At 67.1% G+C, this 19745-nt stretch carries 22 protein-coding genes; 14 read left to right on the plus strand and 8 right to left on the minus strand.

The genetic code is table 11. The features are described from left to right. The first annotated feature begins 175 nt into the window (after positions 1-175). Genes EV580_RS28205 through EV580_RS28215 form a run of 3 tightly spaced genes read left to right on the plus strand, consistent with a single transcriptional unit; the run spans position 176 to position 2059 of the window. Positions 176-1432, plus strand: a complete 1257-nt coding sequence (locus EV580_RS28205; protein ID WP_133695617.1) for an inorganic phosphate transporter — start codon at positions 176-178, stop codon at positions 1430-1432. Between the two features lie 29 nt (positions 1433-1461). Further along, positions 1462-1743 carry a hypothetical protein gene (locus EV580_RS28210; RefSeq protein WP_133695618.1) on the plus strand — a complete coding sequence of 94 codons (282 nt, stop codon included), beginning with the start codon at positions 1462-1464 and terminating at the stop codon, positions 1741-1743. Positions 1744-1750: 7 nt separating this feature from the next. After that, positions 1751-2059, plus strand: a complete 309-nt coding sequence (locus EV580_RS28215) for a DUF3349 domain-containing protein (protein WP_133695620.1) — start codon at positions 1751-1753, stop codon at positions 2057-2059. A 4-nt stretch (positions 2060-2063) separates the two neighbouring features. Here EV580_RS28215 and EV580_RS28220 read toward each other — a convergent pair whose 3' ends face one another. The 7 genes from EV580_RS28220 to fadD8 all read right to left on the minus strand — a co-directional run bounded on the left by EV580_RS28220 (position 2064) and on the right by fadD8 (position 7695). Next, positions 2064-2453, minus strand: a complete 390-nt coding sequence (locus EV580_RS28220; RefSeq protein ID WP_133695622.1) for a VOC family protein — start codon at positions 2451-2453, stop codon at positions 2064-2066. A gap of 15 nt (positions 2454-2468) precedes the next feature. After that, entirely contained in the window at positions 2469-3317 is an 849-nt protein-coding gene (locus EV580_RS28225) for an SDR family oxidoreductase (RefSeq protein WP_133695623.1), read from the minus strand. Between the two features lie 71 nt (positions 3318-3388). Further along, positions 3389-4291, minus strand: coding sequence for a 1,4-dihydroxy-2-naphthoyl-CoA synthase (locus EV580_RS28230; protein WP_133695625.1), 903 nt, complete (start codon positions 4289-4291; stop codon positions 3389-3391). Further along, positions 4288-4770 carry a nitroreductase family deazaflavin-dependent oxidoreductase gene (locus EV580_RS28235; protein ID WP_133695627.1) on the minus strand — a complete coding sequence of 161 codons (483 nt, stop codon included), beginning with the start codon at positions 4768-4770 and terminating at the stop codon, positions 4288-4290. The genes EV580_RS28230 and EV580_RS28235 overlap by 4 nt, the downstream gene beginning before the upstream one ends. Before the next feature lie 15 nt (positions 4771-4785). Further along, complete coding sequence (locus tag EV580_RS28240) at positions 4786-5475, minus strand: HAD family hydrolase (RefSeq protein WP_133695629.1); 690 nt, start codon at positions 5473-5475, stop codon at positions 4786-4788. Positions 5476-5495: 20 nt separating this feature from the next. Beyond that, the gene (locus tag EV580_RS34120) at positions 5496-6026 is read right to left on the minus strand and encodes a hypothetical protein (protein WP_183517024.1); all 531 of its coding nucleotides are present in this window, start codon (positions 6024-6026) and stop codon (positions 5496-5498) included. A gap of 67 nt (positions 6027-6093) precedes the next feature. Continuing rightward, positions 6094-7695, minus strand: a complete 1602-nt coding sequence (fadD8, locus tag EV580_RS28250; RefSeq protein WP_133695630.1) for a fatty-acid--CoA ligase FadD8 — start codon at positions 7693-7695, stop codon at positions 6094-6096. 47 nt (positions 7696-7742) lie between these two features. Between fadD8 and EV580_RS28255 the strand changes: the two genes are divergently transcribed. The 4 genes from EV580_RS28255 to EV580_RS28270 are packed head-to-tail and all read left to right on the plus strand — an operon-like array spanning position 7743 to position 12091. Then, positions 7743-7997 carry a DUF3253 domain-containing protein gene (locus EV580_RS28255; protein WP_133695632.1) on the plus strand — a complete coding sequence of 85 codons (255 nt, stop codon included), beginning with the start codon at positions 7743-7745 and terminating at the stop codon, positions 7995-7997. Between the two features lie 9 nt (positions 7998-8006). Then, positions 8007-9536, plus strand: coding sequence for an MFS transporter (locus EV580_RS28260; RefSeq protein ID WP_133695634.1), 1530 nt, complete (start codon positions 8007-8009; stop codon positions 9534-9536). An 18-nt stretch (positions 9537-9554) separates the two neighbouring features. Continuing rightward, positions 9555-11120, plus strand: a complete 1566-nt coding sequence (locus tag EV580_RS28265; protein ID WP_133695636.1) for a long-chain-fatty-acid--CoA ligase — start codon at positions 9555-9557, stop codon at positions 11118-11120. Continuing rightward, on the plus strand, positions 11120-12091 hold the full coding sequence (locus EV580_RS28270) for an o-succinylbenzoate synthase (protein ID WP_133695638.1): 972 nt from the start codon (positions 11120-11122) through the stop codon (positions 12089-12091). Before EV580_RS28265 ends, EV580_RS28270 begins: the two co-directional genes overlap by 1 nt. Here the strand turns inward: EV580_RS28270 and EV580_RS28275 are convergent. Next, positions 12075-12629, minus strand: a complete 555-nt coding sequence (locus EV580_RS28275) for a TetR family transcriptional regulator (protein WP_133695639.1) — start codon at positions 12627-12629, stop codon at positions 12075-12077. The genes EV580_RS28270 and EV580_RS28275 overlap by 17 nt on opposite strands. A gap of 78 nt (positions 12630-12707) precedes the next feature. Here EV580_RS28275 and EV580_RS28280 point away from each other — a divergent pair, with 78 nt between their 5' ends. The 7 genes from EV580_RS28280 (at position 12708) to EV580_RS28310 (ending at position 19723) form a co-directional block, all read left to right on the plus strand. Beyond that, complete coding sequence (locus EV580_RS28280; RefSeq protein ID WP_133695641.1) at positions 12708-13595, plus strand: SDR family oxidoreductase; 888 nt, start codon at positions 12708-12710, stop codon at positions 13593-13595. 9 nt (positions 13596-13604) lie between these two features. Next, positions 13605-14402 (plus strand): serine/threonine-protein kinase, encoded by a 798-nt coding sequence (locus EV580_RS28285; RefSeq protein ID WP_133695643.1) that lies wholly within the window; start codon positions 13605-13607, stop codon positions 14400-14402. Between the two features lie 78 nt (positions 14403-14480). Then, a complete protein-coding gene (locus EV580_RS28290) occupies positions 14481-15983 on the plus strand; it encodes an amino acid permease (protein ID WP_133695645.1) in 1503 nt (500 codons plus the stop codon). 45 nt (positions 15984-16028) lie between these two features. Beyond that, positions 16029-17174 (plus strand): LLM class flavin-dependent oxidoreductase, encoded by a 1146-nt coding sequence (locus EV580_RS28295; RefSeq protein WP_133695647.1) that lies wholly within the window; start codon positions 16029-16031, stop codon positions 17172-17174. Positions 17175-17235: 61 nt separating this feature from the next. Further along, positions 17236-18183, plus strand: a complete 948-nt coding sequence (locus EV580_RS28300) for a GlxA family transcriptional regulator (RefSeq protein WP_133695649.1) — start codon at positions 17236-17238, stop codon at positions 18181-18183. Between the two features lie 11 nt (positions 18184-18194). Continuing rightward, a complete protein-coding gene (locus EV580_RS28305; protein WP_133695651.1) occupies positions 18195-18938 on the plus strand; it encodes a DJ-1/PfpI family protein in 744 nt (247 codons plus the stop codon). After that, entirely contained in the window at positions 18935-19723 is a 789-nt protein-coding gene (locus tag EV580_RS28310) for an alpha/beta fold hydrolase (protein WP_133695652.1), read from the plus strand. Before EV580_RS28305 ends, EV580_RS28310 begins: the two co-directional genes overlap by 4 nt. Positions 19724-19745 lie beyond the last annotated feature (22 nt).

The raw sequence follows: 19745 nt of genomic DNA on the forward strand, positions 1-19745 counted from the left end.
TAGTCGGCAGGAACATGCCGCGCCTCTGTGGTACCCCCGATCCGGCGGCCCAGCCGAACCGTGGATGGCTTCAAGGTAAACCAGGAATGAACAGCAGCGGGACGTTCGCAAATGTGCAGTTCGAGGACTTTCGGCCGCTGGTCAAAGGACCCTCTCAACCACCACAATCTGACTTATGAGCGCGGAGATGATCATCCTGGTGCTGCTGATCGCCACGGCACTGGCTTTCGATTTCACCAACGGCTTCCACGACACCGGCAACGCCATGGCCACCTCGATCGCCACGGGTGCGCTCAAGCCCAAGACGGCGGTGCTCCTGGCCGGCATCCTGAACCTGGTCGGCGCCTTCCTCTCCGTCGAGGTCGCGGTGACGGTGACGACGTCGGTCCTGAAGGTCCAGGACGGCAAGACGGGTCACCTGCTACCGGGTATCGATGCGTCGATGGGGTTGACCATCATCTTCGCCGGTCTGATCGGCGGCATCCTGTGGAACCTGCTGACCTGGCTGTTCGGCATCCCGTCCAGCTCCTCACACGCCCTGTTCGGTGGCCTGATCGGCGCCGGCCTGGCCGCGCTCGGCACCAGCGGCGTCAACTGGGCCGGTGTCACGCAGAAGGTGCTCGTCCCGGCCATCGCCGCGCCGGTCATCGCCGGCCTGGTCGCCGCGTGTGGCACCTGGCTGGTGTACCGCATCACCCGCAAGGTTCTTGTGAAGCGCCGCGAAGAAGGTTTCCGCTGGGGACAGATCGCCACCGCCTCGCTGGTCGCGCTCTCGCACGGCACCAACGACGCGCAGAAGACGATGGGTGTCATCGCGCTGGCCTTGATCACCACCGGCCACCTGACCGGCGATGTGAAGAAGGACGGCCTGCCGTTCTGGATCATCCTCAGCTGTGCGCTGGCGATCGGCCTTGGCACCTACATCGGCGGCTGGCGGGTCATCCGCACGCTGGGCAAGGGCCTCGTGGAGATCGAGTCGCCGCAGGGCCTGGCCGCCGAAGCCTCTTCGGCCGCAATCATTCTCAGCTCCAGCGCTGCCGGTATGGCGCTGTCCACCACTCACGTCGCCACCGGGTCGATCCTCGGTAGCGGTGTCGGCAAGCCGGGCGCCGAGGTGCGCTGGGCGGTCGCCGGCCGCATGGCGGTGGCGTGGTTGGTCACGCTGCCCGCGGCCGCTCTGGTCGGCGCGCTGTCCTACTGGCTGTCCTACGTCGTGAAGGACGTCAGCGGTTCGCAGCTGATGGGCGATGGCCTGATCTTCTTGGTCCTCGTCGGCCTCTCGTTCTACATGTGGTGGCGCGCCCAGCAGCAGAAGGTCGACTCCTCGAACGTCAACGCAGATTGGGATTCGTCGACCAACTCCGTGGTGCCCGCCGATGTCCGCGCGGCCGCAAAGGACGCCAAGCCGGCCGAGCCGACCGCCACGGTCTGATCACCAAAGACAAGCAAAAGGACACGTTGATGACGTACTTCGAAGCCATCTTCAAGGTGCTGGTGGTCGGACTCATTCTCGGTGCCGGCCTGCCCGCGATCTTCGCGACCGGCATGCTGGCCTACTCGTTCGGCGCCGGCGGTGAGGAAGCCGACCATGAGATCCACAAGGCCAACCCGGCGCTGAAGTATCTCGGGATCCTGCTCTTCATCTTCGTCGGGTTGGTGATCCTGACCGCCGTCGCGTGGATCACCAGGTCGACGATCATCCATCACTTCGGTGTGGACCTCTTCCCGATGCTCAAGAAGTGATGCTGCGATGACTGTCGAACCGCAGCACTCGCCTTTCGAAAACATCCTCGGCTGGTTGCGCAAGGGCTATCCCGAAGGTGTTCCGCCCAAGGACTATTACCCGCTGCTGGCCCTGCTGAAGAGGTCGCTGTCAGAGGATGAGGTCGTGCAGGCGGCCCACTCGATCCTTCGGGAAATCGACTTCGACGCTCCGGTGACCGAGGAACAGATCCACAACGCGGTCCGTGAGGTCATCGAGAAGGAACCCAATCCCGAAGAGCTGAACCAGGTTGCCGCGCGGCTGGCCTCGGTGGGCTGGCCGCTCGAAACGCACTAGCCCACTAGCCGCGCGTATCGCGGCGCAGCGGGTGATCGTCGGGCACCTGCACGAAGATCAGTGTCATGCCGTCGGGATCGCTGACGTGCATCTCGTGCAGGCCCCAGGGTTCGTGACGGGCCTCGCGCGCGATGTCCACACCTCGTTCCCGCAGCTGCGTTTGGGTGGCGTAGAGATCGCGGACCTGTAGCCACAACGACACCGGAAGCGGGCCGGTCCCGGAATCCTCGGGTGCACCGTGGCCCGCCAGTTCGATCAGCGATTGCCCGGCGTAGAACACGGTGCCGCCGCTGTACTCACGGGCGATCGCCAGGCCGAGCGCATCCCGGTAGAACGACACCGAGCATGCGTAATCCGCTGGGCGGAGCAGCATCCGGCTCGCGAGGATCTCCATGCCGTTGTGTTTACCTCAGTTGGGCTGTAGGCGCTGACGCTTCATCACCCGGCTGATGACACCGGGGGCGACGATGTCCAGCGCGCGGGCCGTCACGGCGATGCGGGGAGCGATGCGGACCGGGCGATGCCGGGCGGCGTCGATCATCCACTGGCCGGCTTCTTCGGGGGTCAGGGCGGCCAGGCCGTCGTATTCCTTGGTCGGCGCGATCATCGGGGTCGCCACCAGCGGGTAGTACAGGGTCGTCGAATGCACGCCGTGGCCCGACCATTCGGTTTCGATGACCCTGCTGACCGAGCTGAACGCGGACTTCGACGCGTTGTACGCACCGAACAGCGGGGAGGCCTCGCTGAACACGCCCCACGTCGCGACATTGATGATGTGGCCATCCCCGCGCTCGATCATGCCGGGCGCCAGGCCGCGGATCAGCCGCAGCGGCGAGAAGTAGTTGAGCTGCATCGTGCGCTCAACGTCATGCCATCGGTCCAGCGACTCGGCCAGCGGCCTGCGGATCGAGCGGCCGGCATTGTTCACCAGGATGTCGACGGCGCCGACCTCGTCGGCCAGGGCATCGACGGCGTCGAGATCGGACAGGTCGCACGTGATCGCACTCGCGCGTCCGCCCGCGTCGGTGATGCGATCGACGACCTCGGCGAGCAGGTCGGCTCGCCGTGCGACCACCACGACATCGCAGCCCTGTGCGGCGAACAGCTCGGCACCGGCCGCGCCGATCCCTGACGACGCGCCCGTCACCAGCACCCGCTTACCGCGCAGGTCGATGTTGATGCCGGTCGGCATGCTCAGCGGCGGGCGCATGCCGGTCAGGGCGATGGCGTCGGTCAGTCTGCGGCGCAGGGGATTCACGGCTGTCGAGTCTATTCCGAGCGCTTCGGCGCGTTTTCCGCCGCTGAGCGAACGAAACCGCGCCGAAACCGCTAGAAGTAGCGGGGGAACGGCGTCCAGTCGGGGTCACGCTTCTCCAGGAACGCGTCGCGGCCCTCGACGGCCTCGTCAGTCATATAGGCCAACCGGGTGGCTTCCCCGGCGAAAAGCTGCTGACCCACCAGGCCGTCGTCGAGCAGATTGAAGGCGAACTTCAGCATGCGTTGGGCCTGAGGCGATTTCCCGTTGATCTCCTTGGCCCACTGCACGCCCACGTTCTCCAGGTCGGCGTGGTCGACGACCTCGTTGACCGCACCCATGTGGTGCATCTGCTCGGCGGTGTAGGGCCTGCCCAGGAAGAAGATCTCGCGGGCGAACTTCTGCCCGACCTGGCGCGCCAGATACGCACTCCCGTAGCCCCCGTCAAAGCTGCCCACGTCGGCGTCGGTCTGCTTGAACCGGGCATGCTCGCGGCTGGCCAGCGTCAGGTCGCAGACCACGTGCAGACTGTGGCCACCGCCGGCCGCCCACCCGTTCACCAGGCAGATGACGACCTTGGGCATGAACCGGATCAGTCGCTGTACCTCGAGGATGTGCAGCCGGCCGGCCCGTGCCGGATCGACGGTCTCGGCGGTTTCGCCCGCCGCGTACTGATAGCCGCTGCGGCCCCGGATGCGTTGATCGCCGCCCGAGCAGAACGCCCAGCCGCCGTCCTTGGGAGAGGGCCCGTTGCCGGTCAACAGCACCACGCCGACGTCCGGCGACATCCGGGCGTGGTCCAGGGTGCGGTACAGCTCGTCGACGGTGTGCGGGCGAAACGCGTTGCGCACCTCGGGCCGGTCGAACGCCACCCGCACCGTTCCGTCGGAGACGTGGCGGTGATACGTGATGTCGGTCAGGTCCTCGAAACCGTCGATCGTGCGCCACTGTGACGGGTCGAAGGGATTGTCACTCAAGGTGTTTGAACTCCATCCTGGGTTACGGGGTCGAATCGGAACACCGCGCACCGGCCGGCCAGTGCTTCGAATTCCTCGGGCCTGCCTTCGGTGACCAGGCCGGCGTTCTTCATGAAGCTGACGCCGGTGGGCACCAGCGTCGGGAACGCCCGCAGCAGCGGGCGCGCGTCGTCTACGGAGAGCTCGACCATGCGCACTTGCTCACGTTTCTTGCCCTGCGTAAGGGTCGCGACGTCTGCCGCGCGGGCATTGAGCACCCAGTCGGCGCCGGGGAACCCGCCGACCACATAACGCTGGCCGTCCACAGTGAACGGTGTGATCGGCGTGGACCGGGGTTTGCCCGACTTGCGGCCCACGACGGTCAGCACCAACGGTGACTCGCCGCCGAAGCGGGCCAGACCGAGCCGCATCGCCAGCATGAAGACCTTGTTCATCGGCTTGAGCCACCACGGCGGTGCGATGCGCTCGGAGTCGGCCATGCCCAAAAGGTACGCCTAGAGCAGCAGGCCCCGATCACGCAGCGGGTCGATCAGCCCGGTCGGGCGTTCGGCGACAGGCAGTGGGTCGACCAGGATGAAGCCGCAGCCGATCGCGCGGGCGGCACCGTCGTTCTCGTCGCTGTCACCGACCATCACGGCCTGCTCGGCGGTGACGTCGAGGCGCTCCAACGCCATGTGGAAGATCCGCGGATCGGGTTTGACCACACCGACTTCGAAGGACAGGACGAACTCGTCGGCATCGGCGCCCGCGGCGCGGAACGCCGGGCGGATGTCGAAGGCGATATTGGAGACGATCGCGGTCCGCAGGCCGTTGGCCTTCAGCGACCGCAACACCTCGACGGTGTCGGGGTAGGCCACCCAGGAGGCCGGGTCGATCGCCTGCCCGTAGAGCGATTCGGCGTGATCGTCGGGCAGCCCGGCGTCTCGCAGTGCATGAAGGTAGGCCTCGCGGTGCAGGGCAGGGGCGAGATCGCGGTTGACCCAAGCGCGGTGCGCTTCCTCGGTCCTGGTCACCGAACCCCCGGTGGGATGAGTGAGACGTTCCATCAGCTCGGCCTGGGCGTGCTCGTCGACGGCCCGGCGCCCGTCCTCGTCGATCAATTCCATGCCGGCGAACCAACTGTCGTCCTCCTCGAGACGAAACAGGGTGCCGGAGAAGTCGAACAGCACGGCGCGAACTGGCATTGCACCATCGTCGCACTGGTCTAGGGCGTGCTCCCCTCGATGCCCGGTGCTTCCGAGGTGGGGGCCGGGTGCTGCACCCCGTGCACGCCCGGCCAGCGTCGTGGCCCCTGTGTGTAGACCAGGAAGAGGAACAACGCGATGAGGGCGGCGCTCACCACGACCTTGAGTACGAGTGTGACGGCGCGGGGCACGGCGGGAACCTTGATCTTGCTGCGGATCTTCGGACCGATCGGTTCCGAGCGCGGCATCGGCGGCTGTTCCTTCCGCCGAAGGAACAGCATCAGCACGTCGAGGGCCTTGTTGTACTGTTGCACGTCCACATAGAGCTGACGGCCGGCTCCGGGGCTGTTGACGAGGCGCGGGCGGGCGGCGTATCCGCCGATATCGCTGTCGCTCAGGAGTTCCAGAACCGGTGTGACGTCAGCGGATTCGAGCTCGGCGATGATCACCCAGGTGTCCGCCCACACGTCGTTGTCCACGCCGCCGGGCGGCAGCCAGTACATCAGGTCCCGCTCTTTGAGGTACTCGAGCGGAATGACCCGGGACAACATCACTCGAGTATGCGCCGCAGCCGACCTGTGGTCCTGCGTGGTCGACTACTCAATTTTCGCCGCCGGCTCAGCCGATGGCGCGTGACGAACCCTCCCAGAACTGCGCCCGCACGGCCTTCTTGTCCGGCTTGCCCAGCGCGGTCACCGGCACCGAGTCGACGATGATCACCTGCTTGGGCGACTGCACCGAACCCTTGCGATCCTTGACGGACGCCTGGATCTCTTCGGTCAGCTTGGCCACGGCAGCGTCGTCGCTGGGGTGGTCGGGCCGCAGCACGATGACCGCGGTGACGGCCTCGCCCCACTTCTCGTCCGGTGTCCCAATCACGCACACCTGCGCGACCGACGGATGCTCGGCGACGACGTCCTCGACCTCGCGCGGGAACACGTTGAACCCGCCGGTCACGATCATGTCCTTGACCCGGTCGACGATGAACCAGTAGCCGTCCTCGTCCTCGCGCGCCATGTCGCCGGTGTGCAGCCAGCCATCCTTGAACGTCTTGGCGGTCTCCTCCGGCAGGTTGTGGTACCCGCCGCTCAACAGTGGTCCGGAGACGCAGATCTCGCCGACCTCGCCCTGGGCCACCTCCTTACCGTCGGCATCCAGCAGTGCGGTGCGGGCGAACAGCGTCGGGCGGCCGCAGGAGGTGAGCCGCTTCTCGTCGTGGTCCTTCTTACCCAGGTACGAGATCACCATCGGTGCTTCGGACTGTCCGTAGTACTGGGCGAAGATCGGGCCGAACCGGCGGATCGCCTCGGCCAGCCGCACCGGGTTCATCGCAGAGGCGCCGTAGTACACGGTCTCCAGCGACGACAGGTCGCGGGTCTTCGAGTCGGGGTGATCCATCAATGCGTAGATCATCGACGGCACGAGCATCGTCGCGGTGATCTTCTGCTCTTCGATCACCCGCAGCACCTCGGCCGGGTCGAACTTCGTCAGCACCACCAGTTCGCCGCCCTTGACGACGGTCGGCACGAAGAACGCCGCGCCGGCGTGCGACAGCGGTGTGCACATCAGGAACCGCGGGTTGTCCGGCCACTCCCATTCGGCGAGCTGCGCCGTCGTCATCGTCGTGATCGACTGCGCGGTGCCCAGCACACCCTTGGGCTTGCCGGTCGTGCCACCGGTGTAGGCCATGCCGCCGACGTGATCGGGCGCGAGGTTGGCGGCGACCAACGGCTTGGGGGAGTACTTCGCGGCCTCGGCGATCAGGTCGACTGCGGAGTCGCCGAGTGCCTCGGGCACCGGGCCCAGTGTCAGCACCTGCTTGAGTGCGGGCACCTTCTCCAGCAGTCCCTGCGCCCGCTCGATGAAGGCCGGGTTGGGGTCGATGATCAGCGAGGTCACCCCGGCGTCGTTGAGCACATACGCGTGGTCGTCCAGCGAGCCGAGAGGGTGTAGTGCCACGCGCCGGTAACCCTGAGTCTGGCCGGCGCCGATGATCATCAGCACTTCCGGCCGGTTCAGCGACAAGAGCCCTGCCGTCGCGCCCGACCCCGCGCCGAGCGCTTCGAACGCCTGAATGTACTGGCTGATGCGGTCGGCGAGCTCGCCGCCGGTCAGCGTGGTGTCACCCAGGAACAGCACGGGCTTGTCCTTGTGGCGCTTCAGCGCGCCTACCGTCAGGTGTCCGGAATGAATGGGATGGCGCAGCAGCTCGTCACTCATGCCGTCCACACTAGAACGTGTTCCAGTTCGGAAGGAAGGGCGTCTCGATGACTGACGTCGACAAGCGGCTACGCGACATGATTCTGAACCTGACGGCCGAGCGTGCGCCGAGGACCATCTGTCCCTCCGACGCCGCCCGCGCGGTGGACGCCGACGGCTGGCGCGACCTGATGGACACCGCGCGGAACCTCGCCCGCGAACTGGCCAGAAGCGGCGACGTCGTCATCACCCAGAAGGGCGAGGTACTCGACCCGGATGCCGAATGGCGCGGACCCATCCGGATACGGCGAACCGCGGATTAGCATTCGCGAATGCCGCAGCAGCAGGAGGTCACCGGGCGCGCGGCGACCATGACCATCGTGGCCATGGGGCTCGGCTACAGCATCACCGCCGGCGATCCGACGATCCTGTCGGCCAACCTCGCCGAGGTACGCAAAGGTCTGGGATTCAGCCCCAGCACCGCCAGCTTCCTGGCCTGTCTGGCCACGCTCACGCTGGCCGCTGCGGTGCTCGGCGCCGGTGCGCTCGGCGACGCGTTCGGCATGAAGCGGATGTTCGTCATCGGCTGCTGGGGCTCGATCGGATTCGGCGTTCTGGCCGCCGTGGCGCCCAACGTGGCGGTGCTGACGGTGGCGCGGGCCGGGGTGGGCATTGGCTTCGCGTTCGTGCTCGGCCTGTCGCTGGCCATCATCAACGCGGTGTTCCCGGCGGGACGACGCGCCGCGGCGATCGCGATGTATCTGGGGGTCGGTCACTTCCTGAGCGTCTTCCAGCCTGCGATCGGCAGCTGGCTCGCGACCCATTTCGGTTGGCGCGCCTGCTTTCTGGTGACCCCGGTGCTGGCCGTGGTCACGCTCGCGCTGACGTGGAAGTACGTGCCGGAGACACTGCGCTGGCAACGCAAGCTCGACGTCGTCGGGATCCTGTTGATCGCCGTCGGGCTGATCCTGCTGATCCTGGGTCTGACCCAGTTGCAGGGCGGCTTCCATGTCAGCGCGCTGGTGCAGATCCTGGTCGGGATCGCGCTGGCGGTGGCGTTCGTGTGGTGGGAGCGGCACACCGCTGCGCCGGCGCTGGATATGCGGATTTTCTCCTCGGGCCGGTTCAACGCCGCGGTGATCGCCGGTGCGGCGTTCAACTTCCTGCAGGGCGGCGCGACCATCCTGTTCGCCTACTACCTGGTGACGATCCGCGGTGAGTCACCCGAACTGCTGGGGCTGCTGCTGATTCCGGCGGTGCTGCTGGCCTCGCTGGCGGCGACGGCGGCGGGCCGGGCGGTCGCCGCGTTCGGGGAGCGCGCGGTGTTGGTGGCGGGCCTGGCCATTCTGCTGGTCGGCATGGTGATGCTGGTGGTGCTCGACGCCGAGACACCGATCGTGGTGATGGGTGTCGCGGTGGCACTCAACGCGATCGGCGGTGCGGTGGTGCAGACCCCGCAGTCGACGATCATGATGTCCAGTGCGCCCGCCGAGCTGGGCGGCGTCATCTCGGCGGTGAAACCCGCTGTCGGACAAGCCAGTTACTCGCTGGGTCCGGCGCTGTTCGCGTTGGTGGGCACGACGCTGTTCCTGCAAGACGGCCGGCACAAGCTGGAGGGATCGGGGATCACCGAGGAGCAGGCGCGCGACGCGTTGCGCGTCGCGCACGGCGGGGTGCCCGGCCCGGCGGCCGGCGCGGAGGTCCTGGACCCGGAGAAAGCCCGCTGGGTGGTGTCGGAGGCGACGCAGAGCTGGCTGACCGCCATCCACGACCTGAGCCTCATCATGGCGGTGGTGCCGGCCGTCGCGATCGTGGTCGCGTGGGTGCTGCTGCGGCCGAAGGCTGGCTCGCCGTCGACCTGACGTGGCACTCTGGCCGGTATGCACGCACCCGAACCGCGTTTTCTCGACGACCGGCCGACCTATTGGGCGCAACACAAGCCCGATGGTGAGGCGGTCAGTTATCTCGGCCGCAGCTGGACCTGGGCGCAGTGGAACGACCGGATCCAACGGCTGGCCGGGGCACTGGTGGCGCGTGGCATCGGGCGCGGCGACGTGGTGGCCTTCCTGGACAAGAACCATCCCGCCTGTGTCGAGCTGCAGCTGGCCGCCGCGTCGATCGGGGCGGCCACTGCCGTCATCAACTTCCGGCTGGCTGCCGACGAGATGGACTACGTCCTCAACGACTCCGGCGCCAAACTGCTGATCGTCGGCACCGAGCTGATCGGGGCGATCGACAAGATCCGCGACAAGCTGACCCATGTCACCGACGTCATCGAGGTGACGCCCGAAGGCACCGACGGCGACCAGTACGAGGCGCTGCTGGCCGCCGCGACACCTGTCGGCCGGCCCGCGGAGGTCGACCCCGAGGACACCTGCCTGATCATGTACTCCTCGGGCACGACGGGCCGGCCCAAGGGTGTGGTGTTGTCCCAGCGAAACATCTTGGCGCACACGATCAATGCGGCCACCTTCGAGTTCGGCGAGGACGACAAGAACATGGTGGCGATGCCGCTGTTCCACGTCGGTGGTTCGGCCTACGTGCAGTACGGCATCCACGCGGGCATCCCGACGATCATGACTCGCGAGGCCGACGGTGCGTCGCTGGCCGGTGCACTGCTGCAGGGCGCGAATCGCACGTTCCTGGTGCCGGCTGTCCTGGGCAAGGTGCTCGAGTCCGGCGAGGACGCGGTCAAATTGTTCAGCGGGCTGCGGACGTTCGTCTACGGCGCATCACCGATGCCGCCCGCGCTGCTGAAGTCCGCGCTGAAGGCGTGGCCGGACACCGATTTCATCCAGGTGTACGGGTTGACCGAGGTGTGCGGTGCGATCACGCAGCTCCCGCCGGAGGCGCACCGCGACGAGTCCCGACCGGAGCGGATGCTCAGCGCGGGAAAGCCCGCCCGCGAGGCGGAGGTGCGGGTGGTCGACCCAGAGACCCTTGCCGACGTGCCGACCGGTCAGCCCGGCGAATTGTGGTTCCGCTCACCGCAGTTGATGAAGGGATACCACAACAAGCCGGAAGCGACCGCGGCGACGATCACCGAGGAAGGCTGGTTCCGCAGCGGTGACATCGGCCGACTGGACGAGGACGGCTTCATCTTCGTCGAGGATCGTCTCAAGGACATGATCATCTCCGGCGGGGAGAACATCTACTCCGTCGAGGTCGAGCGGGTGCTGACCGATCACCCCGCGGTGCTCGACGCCGCGGTGTTCGGCATCCCCGACGACAAGTGGGGCGAGTCGGTCAAGGCGGTCGTCGAATTGTCCGCCGGCGGTGAGACTTCCAGTGAGGAACTGGTCGCCTGGTGCCGGGAGCGGCTGGCGCATTACAAGTGCCCGCGCAGCGTTGAGATCTCCCCGGCGCTGCCGCGTAACCCCACCGGCAAGCTGCTCAAGCGCGACCTGCGCTCGCCGTACTGGGAGAACCGCGACCGCGCGATCTGATGTCGGTCTCCCTGGACGATCTGCTGGAGCGGCTGAACGTTGTCGCGCTGCCGATGCGGGTGCGCTTCCGCGGCATCATGATTCGTGAGGCTGCTCTGATCGACGGGCCGACAGGCTGGGGCGAGTTCGGTCCGTTCGTCGAGTACGAGCCGCCCGAGGCCGCGCACTGGCTGGCTTCTGGGATCGAATCCGCTTACGGCGCACGGCCTCCCGCGCTGCGCTCCGTGGTGCCCATCAACGCGACGGTGCCCGCGGTGCCTGCCGCGCAGGTGCCCGAGGTGTTGGCGCGCTTTCCCGGTGCGCGCACCGCCAAGGTGAAGGTCGCCGAGCCGGGGCAGACGCTGACCGACGACGTCGCCCGGGTCAATGCCGTGCGTGCGCTGATTCCGACCGTGCGGGTGGACGCCAACGGCGGGTGGACGGTCGAGCAGGCGGTTGCCGCGGCGGCGGCGCTCAGTGCCGATGGTCCGCTGGAATACCTCGAACAGCCGTGCAAGACCGTGGACGAGCTCGCCGAGGTACGCCGTCGGGTGCAGGTCGCGGTGGCCGCCGATGAAAGCATCCGCAAGGCCGCCGACCCGCTGGCCGTGGTCCGGGCCGGGGCGGCCGACGTCGCGGTGCTCAAGGTCGCTCCGCTGGGCGGGGTCACCGCGATGCTCGACATCGCCGCCGAAATCGACATCCCGGTGGTGGTGTCCAGTGCGCTGGACACCGCGGTCGGCATCGCGGCGGGACTCGCCGCGGCGGCGGCGCTGCCGCGGTTGGAGCACGCCTGCGGGCTGGGCACCGGCTCGCTGTTCGTCGACGACGTCGCCGATATCGTGCCCGTGGATGGCGGTCTGCCCGTCGGGGAGGTGGTGCCCGATCCGGCGCGCCTTGCTGCGCTCGCCGCCCCGCCCGAGCGTCGCGACTGGTGGATCACCCGCGTGCGCGAGTGTTTCCCCCTCCTTGCCTCTAGAGCCCAGCCTTGAGGTCGGCAATCGCGCGGCGCACGAAGTACGCCAGGTCGTGCTTGTCGGCGGCCAGCCACTGCTCGAAGGCCAGATGAAATACCGAGGCCCCGGCCTCACCGGTCAGGCGCGAGATCGTCTCGGATACACCGCGCTGCCGTAGGCCGTCGGCCATCGCGGCGGAAAATGCGGCGCGTTTGCTCAGTTCGCGTTCCTGGAGGCCCGGGTTGGCGTCGATCACCGTCTGCCGCAGCCGTGAGGATTCCCGGCGGCCGTCGAAGAACGCGCCCACGGCTTGCAGTCCACTGCTGACGGCGTCCAGGGGACCGGCCGAATCAGGCGCGTCGACAACACCTTTCGTCATCATCTCCAGCAGCGGGCGCTGCCCGGCAAACAGCACCTCGCGCTTGTCGGAGAAGTAGCGGAAGAAGGTGCGTTCGGTCAGCCCGGCCCGCTCGGCGATCTCGGCGACCGTCGTCTGATCGAACCCGCGCTCGGCGTACAGGGCCAGTGCCGCCTGTTGCAGGCGGCCCCGTGCGTCCGGCTCCCAGCGACCCATGGGGGAATTTTATCGTGATGACAGGTGCTGACATCACCGTTAGAGCCTGATGACAGCGACTGACATGGAGGAAGTGCCATGAAACTATTCGTCACCGGAGCGTCCGGATGGGTCGGCTCCGCGGTGGTGCCCGATCTTCTCGCCGCCGGCCACCAGGTGGTCGGGCTGGCCCGATCCGACGCGTCTGCCCAGAAACTCACCGAAGCGGGCGCCCAGGTCCACCGCGGCGACCTCACCGACCTGGACAGTCTGCGCACCGGCGCCATGGACGCCGACGGCGTCATCCACCTGGCCTTCCATCACGACTTCAACGATTTCGTCAACGCGGGCGAACTCGACCGCCAAGCCATCACCGCCCTCGGCGAAACCCTCGCCGACTCCGGCCGCCCGCTCGTCGTCACCAGCGGGACCGCCGGCCACGCCGTCGGTCAGGTCCTCACCGAGGATCAGCCCGCCAATCCGCAGTCGCCCCGGCTGTCCGAATCGGCCGCGCTGGCGTTCGCCGATCGAGGCGTGCGGGTGTCGATCGTGCGGCTCGCCCCGACCGTGCACGGTAACGGCGACTACGGCTTCGTCCCGACGCTGATCAATGTCGCCCGCGAGAAGGGCGTCGCGGCCTATGTAGGCGACGGCGCCAACCGCTGGTCGGCGGTCCATCGCGACGACGCCGCGGTCCTGTTCCGGCTTGCCGCTGAATCCGCCGACCCCGGAACCGTCGTGCACGCGATCGGCGAGGAGGGAGTCGCCACCCGCGAGATCGCCGAGGCCATCGGTCGCAACCTCGGCGTGCCCGTCACCAGCGTCGCGCCGGAGAACGCGATCGACCACTTCGCCTGGATCGGCGCATTCTTCGCCCTCGACATCCCGGCCAGCAGCGCGATCACCCGCCGGCGGTTCGGCTGGCATCCCACCGGCATCGGCTTGCTCGAGGATCTGGACCAGGGCCACTACTTCGTCCGGCGATAGGCTTGCCGTGTGCTGCGTCCGGGTGATGAGTTCGCCGGCTACCTCGTCGACAGAACGGTGGGACGCGGGGGCAGTGCAACGGTGTACCTCGCGCACCGGGGCTCGGATGTGTTCGCGCTCAAGGTCCTCGGCGAGGCGGATCGCTCGGAGGATGCTCTGGAGCGCATGCGGCGCGAGTTCGCGATCGCCCAGACGCTGAGCCATCCGCACATCGTGGCGGTCGCGGATCACGGGCCGACGTGGCTGTCGATGCAATACGTCGACGGCGGTAACGCCATGGCGCTCGAGACCCTGGCCGACAAGCTGTCGGTGCTCAACCAGATCGCTGACGCGCTGGATTACGCGCACCGCAACGGCGTCGTGCACTGTGACGTCAAGCCCGCCAACATCCTTGTCAACAAGGATTTTTCGCGTGACGGTGCGGTGCTCGTCGATTTCGGGGTGGCTCACCTGACCAGTGAGCCACCCCCGCCGCTGGCCGCGCGCCCGACCTACGTCAAGGCGTCATTGCCCTACGCCGCGCCAGAACTGCTGGCGGGAGAGCGCCCGACTCCGGCGACCGATGAATACGAATTGGCCTGCACTGCCGTCGAACTCATCACGGATACCACGCCATTTCGTGCCGCGACGCCAATGGGCCTGATCGATGCACACCTTCACCATCCGCCGCCGCGGGTCTCGCGACACGTCAGCTGGGTGCCCCGTGCGTTCGACTCCATTCTGGCCAAGGCGATGGCCAAGCGGCCGGAGCGGCGATACCAGACATGCACGGAATTCGCAGGACTCGTGACCAGAGTATTGACGTGACGGCCGAGAAATATTGCGTAACAGAAGCTTAACTGCTTAAGGGTTTTGGGTCAGGTCCCGGCTGGATATCCCCGGGCAATGGCAGCGCCCACGAAATACGACAATTCAGCGTTGGCCCACGAAGAAGTCGGCTATCACAAAGGTCTCAAACCCCGGCAGTTACAGATGATCGCCATCGGGGGAGCGATCGGTACCGGCCTTTTCATGGGCGCTGGCGGACGCCTCCACACGGCGGGTCCCGGCCTATTCATCGTCTACGCCGTGTGCGGGGTGTTCGTCTTCTTCATCCTGCGAGCATTGGGCGAGCTGGTGCTGCACCGGCCGTCGTCAGGGTCCTTTGTCTCCTATGCCCGAGAGTTTTTGGGGGAGAAGGCCGCCTATGTGGCCGGGTGGATGTACTTCTTCAATTGGGCATGCACCTCGATCGTCGATGTGACGGCCATCGCGCTCTACATGCACTACTGGGGCGCCTTCAAAGCGATTCCGCAGTGGACCATCGCGTTGATCGCCTTGGTGATCGTTCTCACGGTCAACATGATCTCGGTCAAGGTCTTCGGCGAGATGGAGTTCTGGGCCGCGCTGATCAAGGTCATCGCACTGGTCACATTCCTTGTCGTGGGCATTGTGTTCCTGGCCGGCCGGTTCACCGTCGAAGGTGCAACCACGGGCCCGCCGGTGATCACCGACAACGGCGGCCTGTTGCCGACCGGCTTGCTCTCCCTGGTGGTCATCACCTCCGGTGTGATCTTCGCCTATGCCGCAGTGGAATTGGTGGGGACAGCCGCGGGCGAGACGGAGAATCCCGCAAAGGTGATGCCCAAGGCCATCAACTCGGTCGTCGTCCGCATCGCGGTGTTCTACGTCGGATCCCTTGTGCTGCTGGCACTTCTGCTTCCCTACACCACCTACAAACAGGGCGAGAGCCCGTTCGTGACGTTCTTCTCCCGCATCGGCGTGCCCGCGGCGGGGACCATCATGAACTTCGTGGTGCTGACCGCCGCGCTGTCGAGTCTGAACGCCGGCCTGTATTCCACCGGCCGAATACTGCGATCGATGGCGATGAACGGCAGCGCACCACAATTCACCGGGCGCATGACCAAACGGGGTGTGCCGTTCGCGGGCATCTCGCTGACGGCCGGCTTCACCGTGCTGGGGGTCATCCTCAATCTGGTGGTGCCCGCCGAGGCGTTCAACATCGCCCTGGACCTGTCGGCACTGGGCATCATCGCGTCGTGGGGCACCATTGTCATCTGTCAGATCCAGCTGTACCGCTGGTCGCAGAAGGGCATTCTGAGCCGGCCCGCGTTCCGGCTGTGGGGAACGCCGTACACCAGCTACGCCACCCTGGTTTTCCTCGCGGTGGTCACCGGGCTGATGTGTTACGAGAACTACTGGAATCTGGTCGCACTGGTGGTGATCGTGCCCGTCTTGATGGTGGGCTGGTACGCCGTGCGCGGGCGGGTGCTGGAGATGGCGCGTGAACGTGTCGGCTACACGGGCGACTATCCGATCGTCGCCGAGACACCGTTGATGGACGAGTATCTCAACGAGGACAGGGCCCGACGGGAAGGAATGCAGTAGCGGACTACGCTATCGGCGCCACGCGGGGCCCCCGACACTGAAGCGATGTCAACGCTTCGCATCGGAATGATGGACCCCATCGTGGCGGGACGCCCCACGGTCGACTTCCTCACCAGAGCCAACTACGTGGCCGCGGCCGCCGCTCGGCTGGACTCGTTCTGGGTGCCCGATCACCTGAACTCGTTGTTTCCCCGGTCCCTGTGGAACAACCCGAAATACTGTGGCGGCGCAAGCCTTCTGCCGCGCGGCGATGCGTATCTGGAGCCGTGGACCATGCTCGGCAACATCGCCGCCCGCAACCACGCGCGTCTGCGTCTGGGCGTCGGGGTCACCGATAGCGGCAGACGCAATCCGGCGGTCACCGCGCAGGCGGCGGCCACACTGCAGTTGCTGACGCGGGGACGCGCGATCCTCGGGATCGGTAGCGGCGAACGAGAGGGAAACGAGCCCTATGGCGTCGAGTGGTCCAAGCCGGTGGCCCGATTCGAGGAAGCCATGGCGACCATCCGGGCGCTGTGGGATTCCCGCGGGGAGTTGGTCAATCGCGACTCGGCGTACTTCCCGCTCCGCAATGCCCTCTTCGACCTGCCGCCATACAAGGGAAAGTGGCCCGAGATCTGGATCGCCGCGCACGGTCCGCGGATGTTGCGCGCCGTGGGCCGCTACGCCGATGCCTACTATCCGGCGTTTCCGCACACCCCGCAGGAGTACGCGCAGCGGCTCGAGGCGGTACGGACGGCGGCCTCCGACGCCGGACGGGATCCGATGGCGATCAAGCCGGCGATCTGGTTCATGACCCTGGCCGCCCGCGACCACGACGATCTCGACGAGGCGCTCGATTCCGAGGTGGTCCGCGCGGCGGCGCTCAACGCGTCCGACCAGTTCTTCGCCCGCCATGGTGCGCAGCATCCACTCGGCATCGGCTTCACCGGTGCGCAGGACATCCTGCCCCAGGACATGGACGAGCAGACCGCTCTTTCCCACGTCAAAGCCATTCCGACGGACGTGGTGCGCGATTGCCTGCTGTGCGGCACTCCTGACGAGATCGTCGACCGGGCTGCCGAGTGGCGCGACTGCGGCGTGGAGTACATGGTGCTGGCGAACATGGGGCCGCTGCAGCGGAGCCTGCGCAAAGGCATCGCGTCGATGGTGCCGCTGCTGCAGGCCACGCGCCGGCTCCGGAAGCTCTGATGTCCTGATTTGTGGGGTAGCTGGCCTGGACGCCATCGTGGCCACGGTCAACACTGAACCCATGGCGCGATCGGTGGTGATCCTCGGCTTCCCCGGCGTACAGGCCCTCGACCTGGTCGGGCCGCACGATGTGTTCACCGGCGCGGCCCTGCTCACCGAGGGCGGGTACCGGGTCAGCGTCGTCTCTCACGGCGGCCGTCCCATCACCACGCCGACCGGGCTGGCCTTCGTCGGCGAGGCGCTGCCCGAGCCGCGCGACATCGACACCCTGATCCTGCCCGGCGGCGCGGGCGTCGACGCCGCGCGCGACGACCCGGCGACCATGGCCTGGATCCGGCGGGCGGCCGCGAACTCGCGACGTGTGGTCAGCGTGTGCACCGGTGCGTTCCTGGCCGCCGAAGCGGGCCTCCTCGACAACTGCACTGCCACCACCCACTGGGCGTACGCCGACCAGATGGCGCGCGAGTTCCCGGCCGTCACCGTCGACCGGGAGCCGATCTTCCTGCGGAGCTCGGACACCGTGTGGACGGCGGCGGGTGTGACGGCCGGGATCGACCTGTCGCTCGCCCTGGTGGAGGACGACTACGGCACCGAGGTCGCGCAGACCGTTGCTCGCTACCTGGTGCTGTATCTGCGCAGGCCGGGAGGCCAGACCCAATTCGCCGCGCCGGTGTGGATGCCCCGGGCGCGCCGCCAGCCCATCCGCGACGTGCAGGAGGCTATCGAATCCGAACCCGGTGCCGCCCATAGCATCTCGGATCTGGCCCGTCGCGCCGCGATGAGCCCGCGGCACTTCACCCGGGTGTTCACCGACGAGGTCGGCGAGGCGCCCGGCGCCTACGTCGAGCGTGTCCGCACCGAAGCCGCGCGCCGTCAGCTGGAGGAGACCGACGACACCGTCGTCACCATCGCCGCTCGCTGCGGATTCGGAACGTCGGAAACCATGCGCCGCAACTTCATTCGCCGGGTCGGCGTATCGCCGGACCAATACCGCAAGACCTTCGTCTAGAGGAGAGAACCATGCAGATCGCCATCGTGCTCTACCCCGGCTTCACCGCCTTGGATTTCATCGGGCCCTACGAGGTGTTGCGTTGGCTGCCCGATGCCGAAGTCAGATTCCTGTGGCACGAAGCCGGACCGATCACCGCCGACTCCGGTGTCCTCGTCGTCGGCGCCACCCACTCGTTTGACGAAACACCTTCGCCGGACGTCCTTTTGATCCCCGGCGGGATGACAACCATGGAGCACGCCCGCGACGAGAAGCTGCTCGCCTGGGTGCGTCAAGCGCACGAGACGGCCACCTGGACGACGTCGGTGTGCTCGGGTTCGGTCATCCTCGCCGCCGCCGGACTGCTGAAGGGCAAGCGCGCGACCTCGCACTGGGCGGCCCTGACCGCGCTCAAGGCGCTCGGCGTCACCCCGGTCAAAGACGAACGGGTGGTCCATGAGGGCAACATCGTCACCAGCGCGGGGGTGTCGGCCGGTATCGACCTGGCCCTGTGGCTGGCCGGCCAGATCGGCGGCGAGGACCGCGCCAAGGTGATCCAGCTGTCGATCGAGTACGACCCGCAACCGCCGTTCGACTCCGGGCACATGTCGAAGGCGTCGGCCTCCACCAAGGCCACCGCCACCGCGCTGATGGCCAAGGACCTGGCCAACCCCACCCAGCTCAAGGCGACGGCGTCCCTGTTGTGGACCGGCGCGATCGATGCGGCACGGTCGCGGGGCAGGCGGAAACGGGGACGCGTAGCCTCTGCCAGGTGATCAACCTGGCCTACGAGGAAAACGGCACCGGCGATCCGGTGGTCTTCATCGCCGGCACCGGCGGCGCCGGGCGGACCTGGCACATCCACCAGATCCCAGCCTTCGTGGCGGCGGGCTATCGCTGCATCACCTTCGACAACCGGGGGATCGGGGCCACCGAGAACGCCGGCGGTTTCGGCACCGAACAGATGATCGCCGACACCGCCGCTCTCATCGAAGACGTGGCCGGTGGCCCGGCCCGGGTGGTGGCGATGTCGATGGGCGCCTACATCGCCCAGGAGCTGATGCTGGCCCGGCCCGAACTGGTCAGCCAGGCGGTGCTGATGGGTACCCGCGGACGGTTGGACCGCATCCGCAAATCCATCCGGGCCGCCGACGTCGAACTCACCAAGGCCGAAATCCAGCTGCCGCCCGCCTATGCCGCGAAAGTGCGTGTGCTGGAGAACTTCTCGCCCAAGACGATCAACGACGAGAAGGCCATCGGGGACTGGATGGAAATGTTCACCGCGTTCCCGATCAAGCGCACCGCCGGGCTGGCCGCTCAGCTCGAGGTGTATCCGAAGGAGAACCGGCTGACCGCGTACCGGTCGATCCGCACCGAGGTGCTGGTGATCGGGTTCGCCGACGATGTTCTGACGCCGGCGGCGCTGGGCCGAGAGGTCGCCGACGCCCTGCCCAACGGCCGTTATGTCCAGATCGGCCACACCGGTCATCTCGGCTTCCTGGAGCGCCCCGACACCGTGAACAACGCGATGCTGGACTTCTTCGCCGGCACTTTGGTCTAGAGGCCCGCGAAAACAACGTGTG

This window comes from Mycobacterium sp. BK086 (assembly GCA_004362315.1).
Lineage (GTDB): Bacteria > Actinomycetota > Actinomycetes > Mycobacteriales > Mycobacteriaceae > Mycobacterium.

Bases quoted from the DNA above. Each gene is read 5' to 3' on its own strand.
- EV580_RS28260 (WP_133695634.1), top strand. From the start codon at position 8,007: ATGCCGCAGCAGCAGGAGGTCACCGGGCGCGCGGCGACCATGACCATC.
- EV580_RS28255 (WP_133695632.1), top strand. From the start codon at position 7,743: ATGACTGACGTCGACAAGCGGCTACGCGACATGATTCTGAACCTGACG.
- EV580_RS28280 (WP_133695641.1), top strand. From the start codon at position 12,708: ATGAAACTATTCGTCACCGGAGCGTCCGGATGGGTCGGCTCCGCGGTG.
- EV580_RS28210 (WP_133695618.1), top strand. From the start codon at position 1,462: ATGACGTACTTCGAAGCCATCTTCAAGGTGCTGGTGGTCGGACTCATT.
- EV580_RS28300 (WP_133695649.1), top strand. From the start codon at position 17,236: ATGGCGCGATCGGTGGTGATCCTCGGCTTCCCCGGCGTACAGGCCCTC.
- EV580_RS34120 (WP_183517024.1), bottom strand. From the start codon at position 6,026: ATGTTGTCCCGGGTCATTCCGCTCGAGTACCTCAAAGAGCGGGACCTG.
- EV580_RS28235 (WP_133695627.1), bottom strand. From the start codon at position 4,770: ATGGCCGACTCCGAGCGCATCGCACCGCCGTGGTGGCTCAAGCCGATG.
- EV580_RS28305 (WP_133695651.1), top strand. From the start codon at position 18,195: ATGCAGATCGCCATCGTGCTCTACCCCGGCTTCACCGCCTTGGATTTC.
- fadD8 (WP_133695630.1), bottom strand. From the start codon at position 7,695: ATGAGTGACGAGCTGCTGCGCCATCCCATTCATTCCGGACACCTGACG.
- EV580_RS28220 (WP_133695622.1), bottom strand. From the start codon at position 2,453: ATGGAGATCCTCGCGAGCCGGATGCTGCTCCGCCCAGCGGATTACGCA.
- EV580_RS28205 (WP_133695617.1), top strand. From the start codon at position 176: ATGAGCGCGGAGATGATCATCCTGGTGCTGCTGATCGCCACGGCACTG.
- EV580_RS28270 (WP_133695638.1), top strand. From the start codon at position 11,120: ATGTCGGTCTCCCTGGACGATCTGCTGGAGCGGCTGAACGTTGTCGCG.
- EV580_RS28295 (WP_133695647.1), top strand. From the start codon at position 16,029: ATGTCAACGCTTCGCATCGGAATGATGGACCCCATCGTGGCGGGACGC.
- EV580_RS28265 (WP_133695636.1), top strand. From the start codon at position 9,555: ATGCACGCACCCGAACCGCGTTTTCTCGACGACCGGCCGACCTATTGG.
- EV580_RS28275 (WP_133695639.1), bottom strand. From the start codon at position 12,629: ATGGGTCGCTGGGAGCCGGACGCACGGGGCCGCCTGCAACAGGCGGCA.
- EV580_RS28290 (WP_133695645.1), top strand. From the start codon at position 14,481: ATGGCAGCGCCCACGAAATACGACAATTCAGCGTTGGCCCACGAAGAA.
- EV580_RS28240 (WP_133695629.1), bottom strand. From the start codon at position 5,475: ATGCCAGTTCGCGCCGTGCTGTTCGACTTCTCCGGCACCCTGTTTCGT.
- EV580_RS28215 (WP_133695620.1), top strand. From the start codon at position 1,751: ATGACTGTCGAACCGCAGCACTCGCCTTTCGAAAACATCCTCGGCTGG.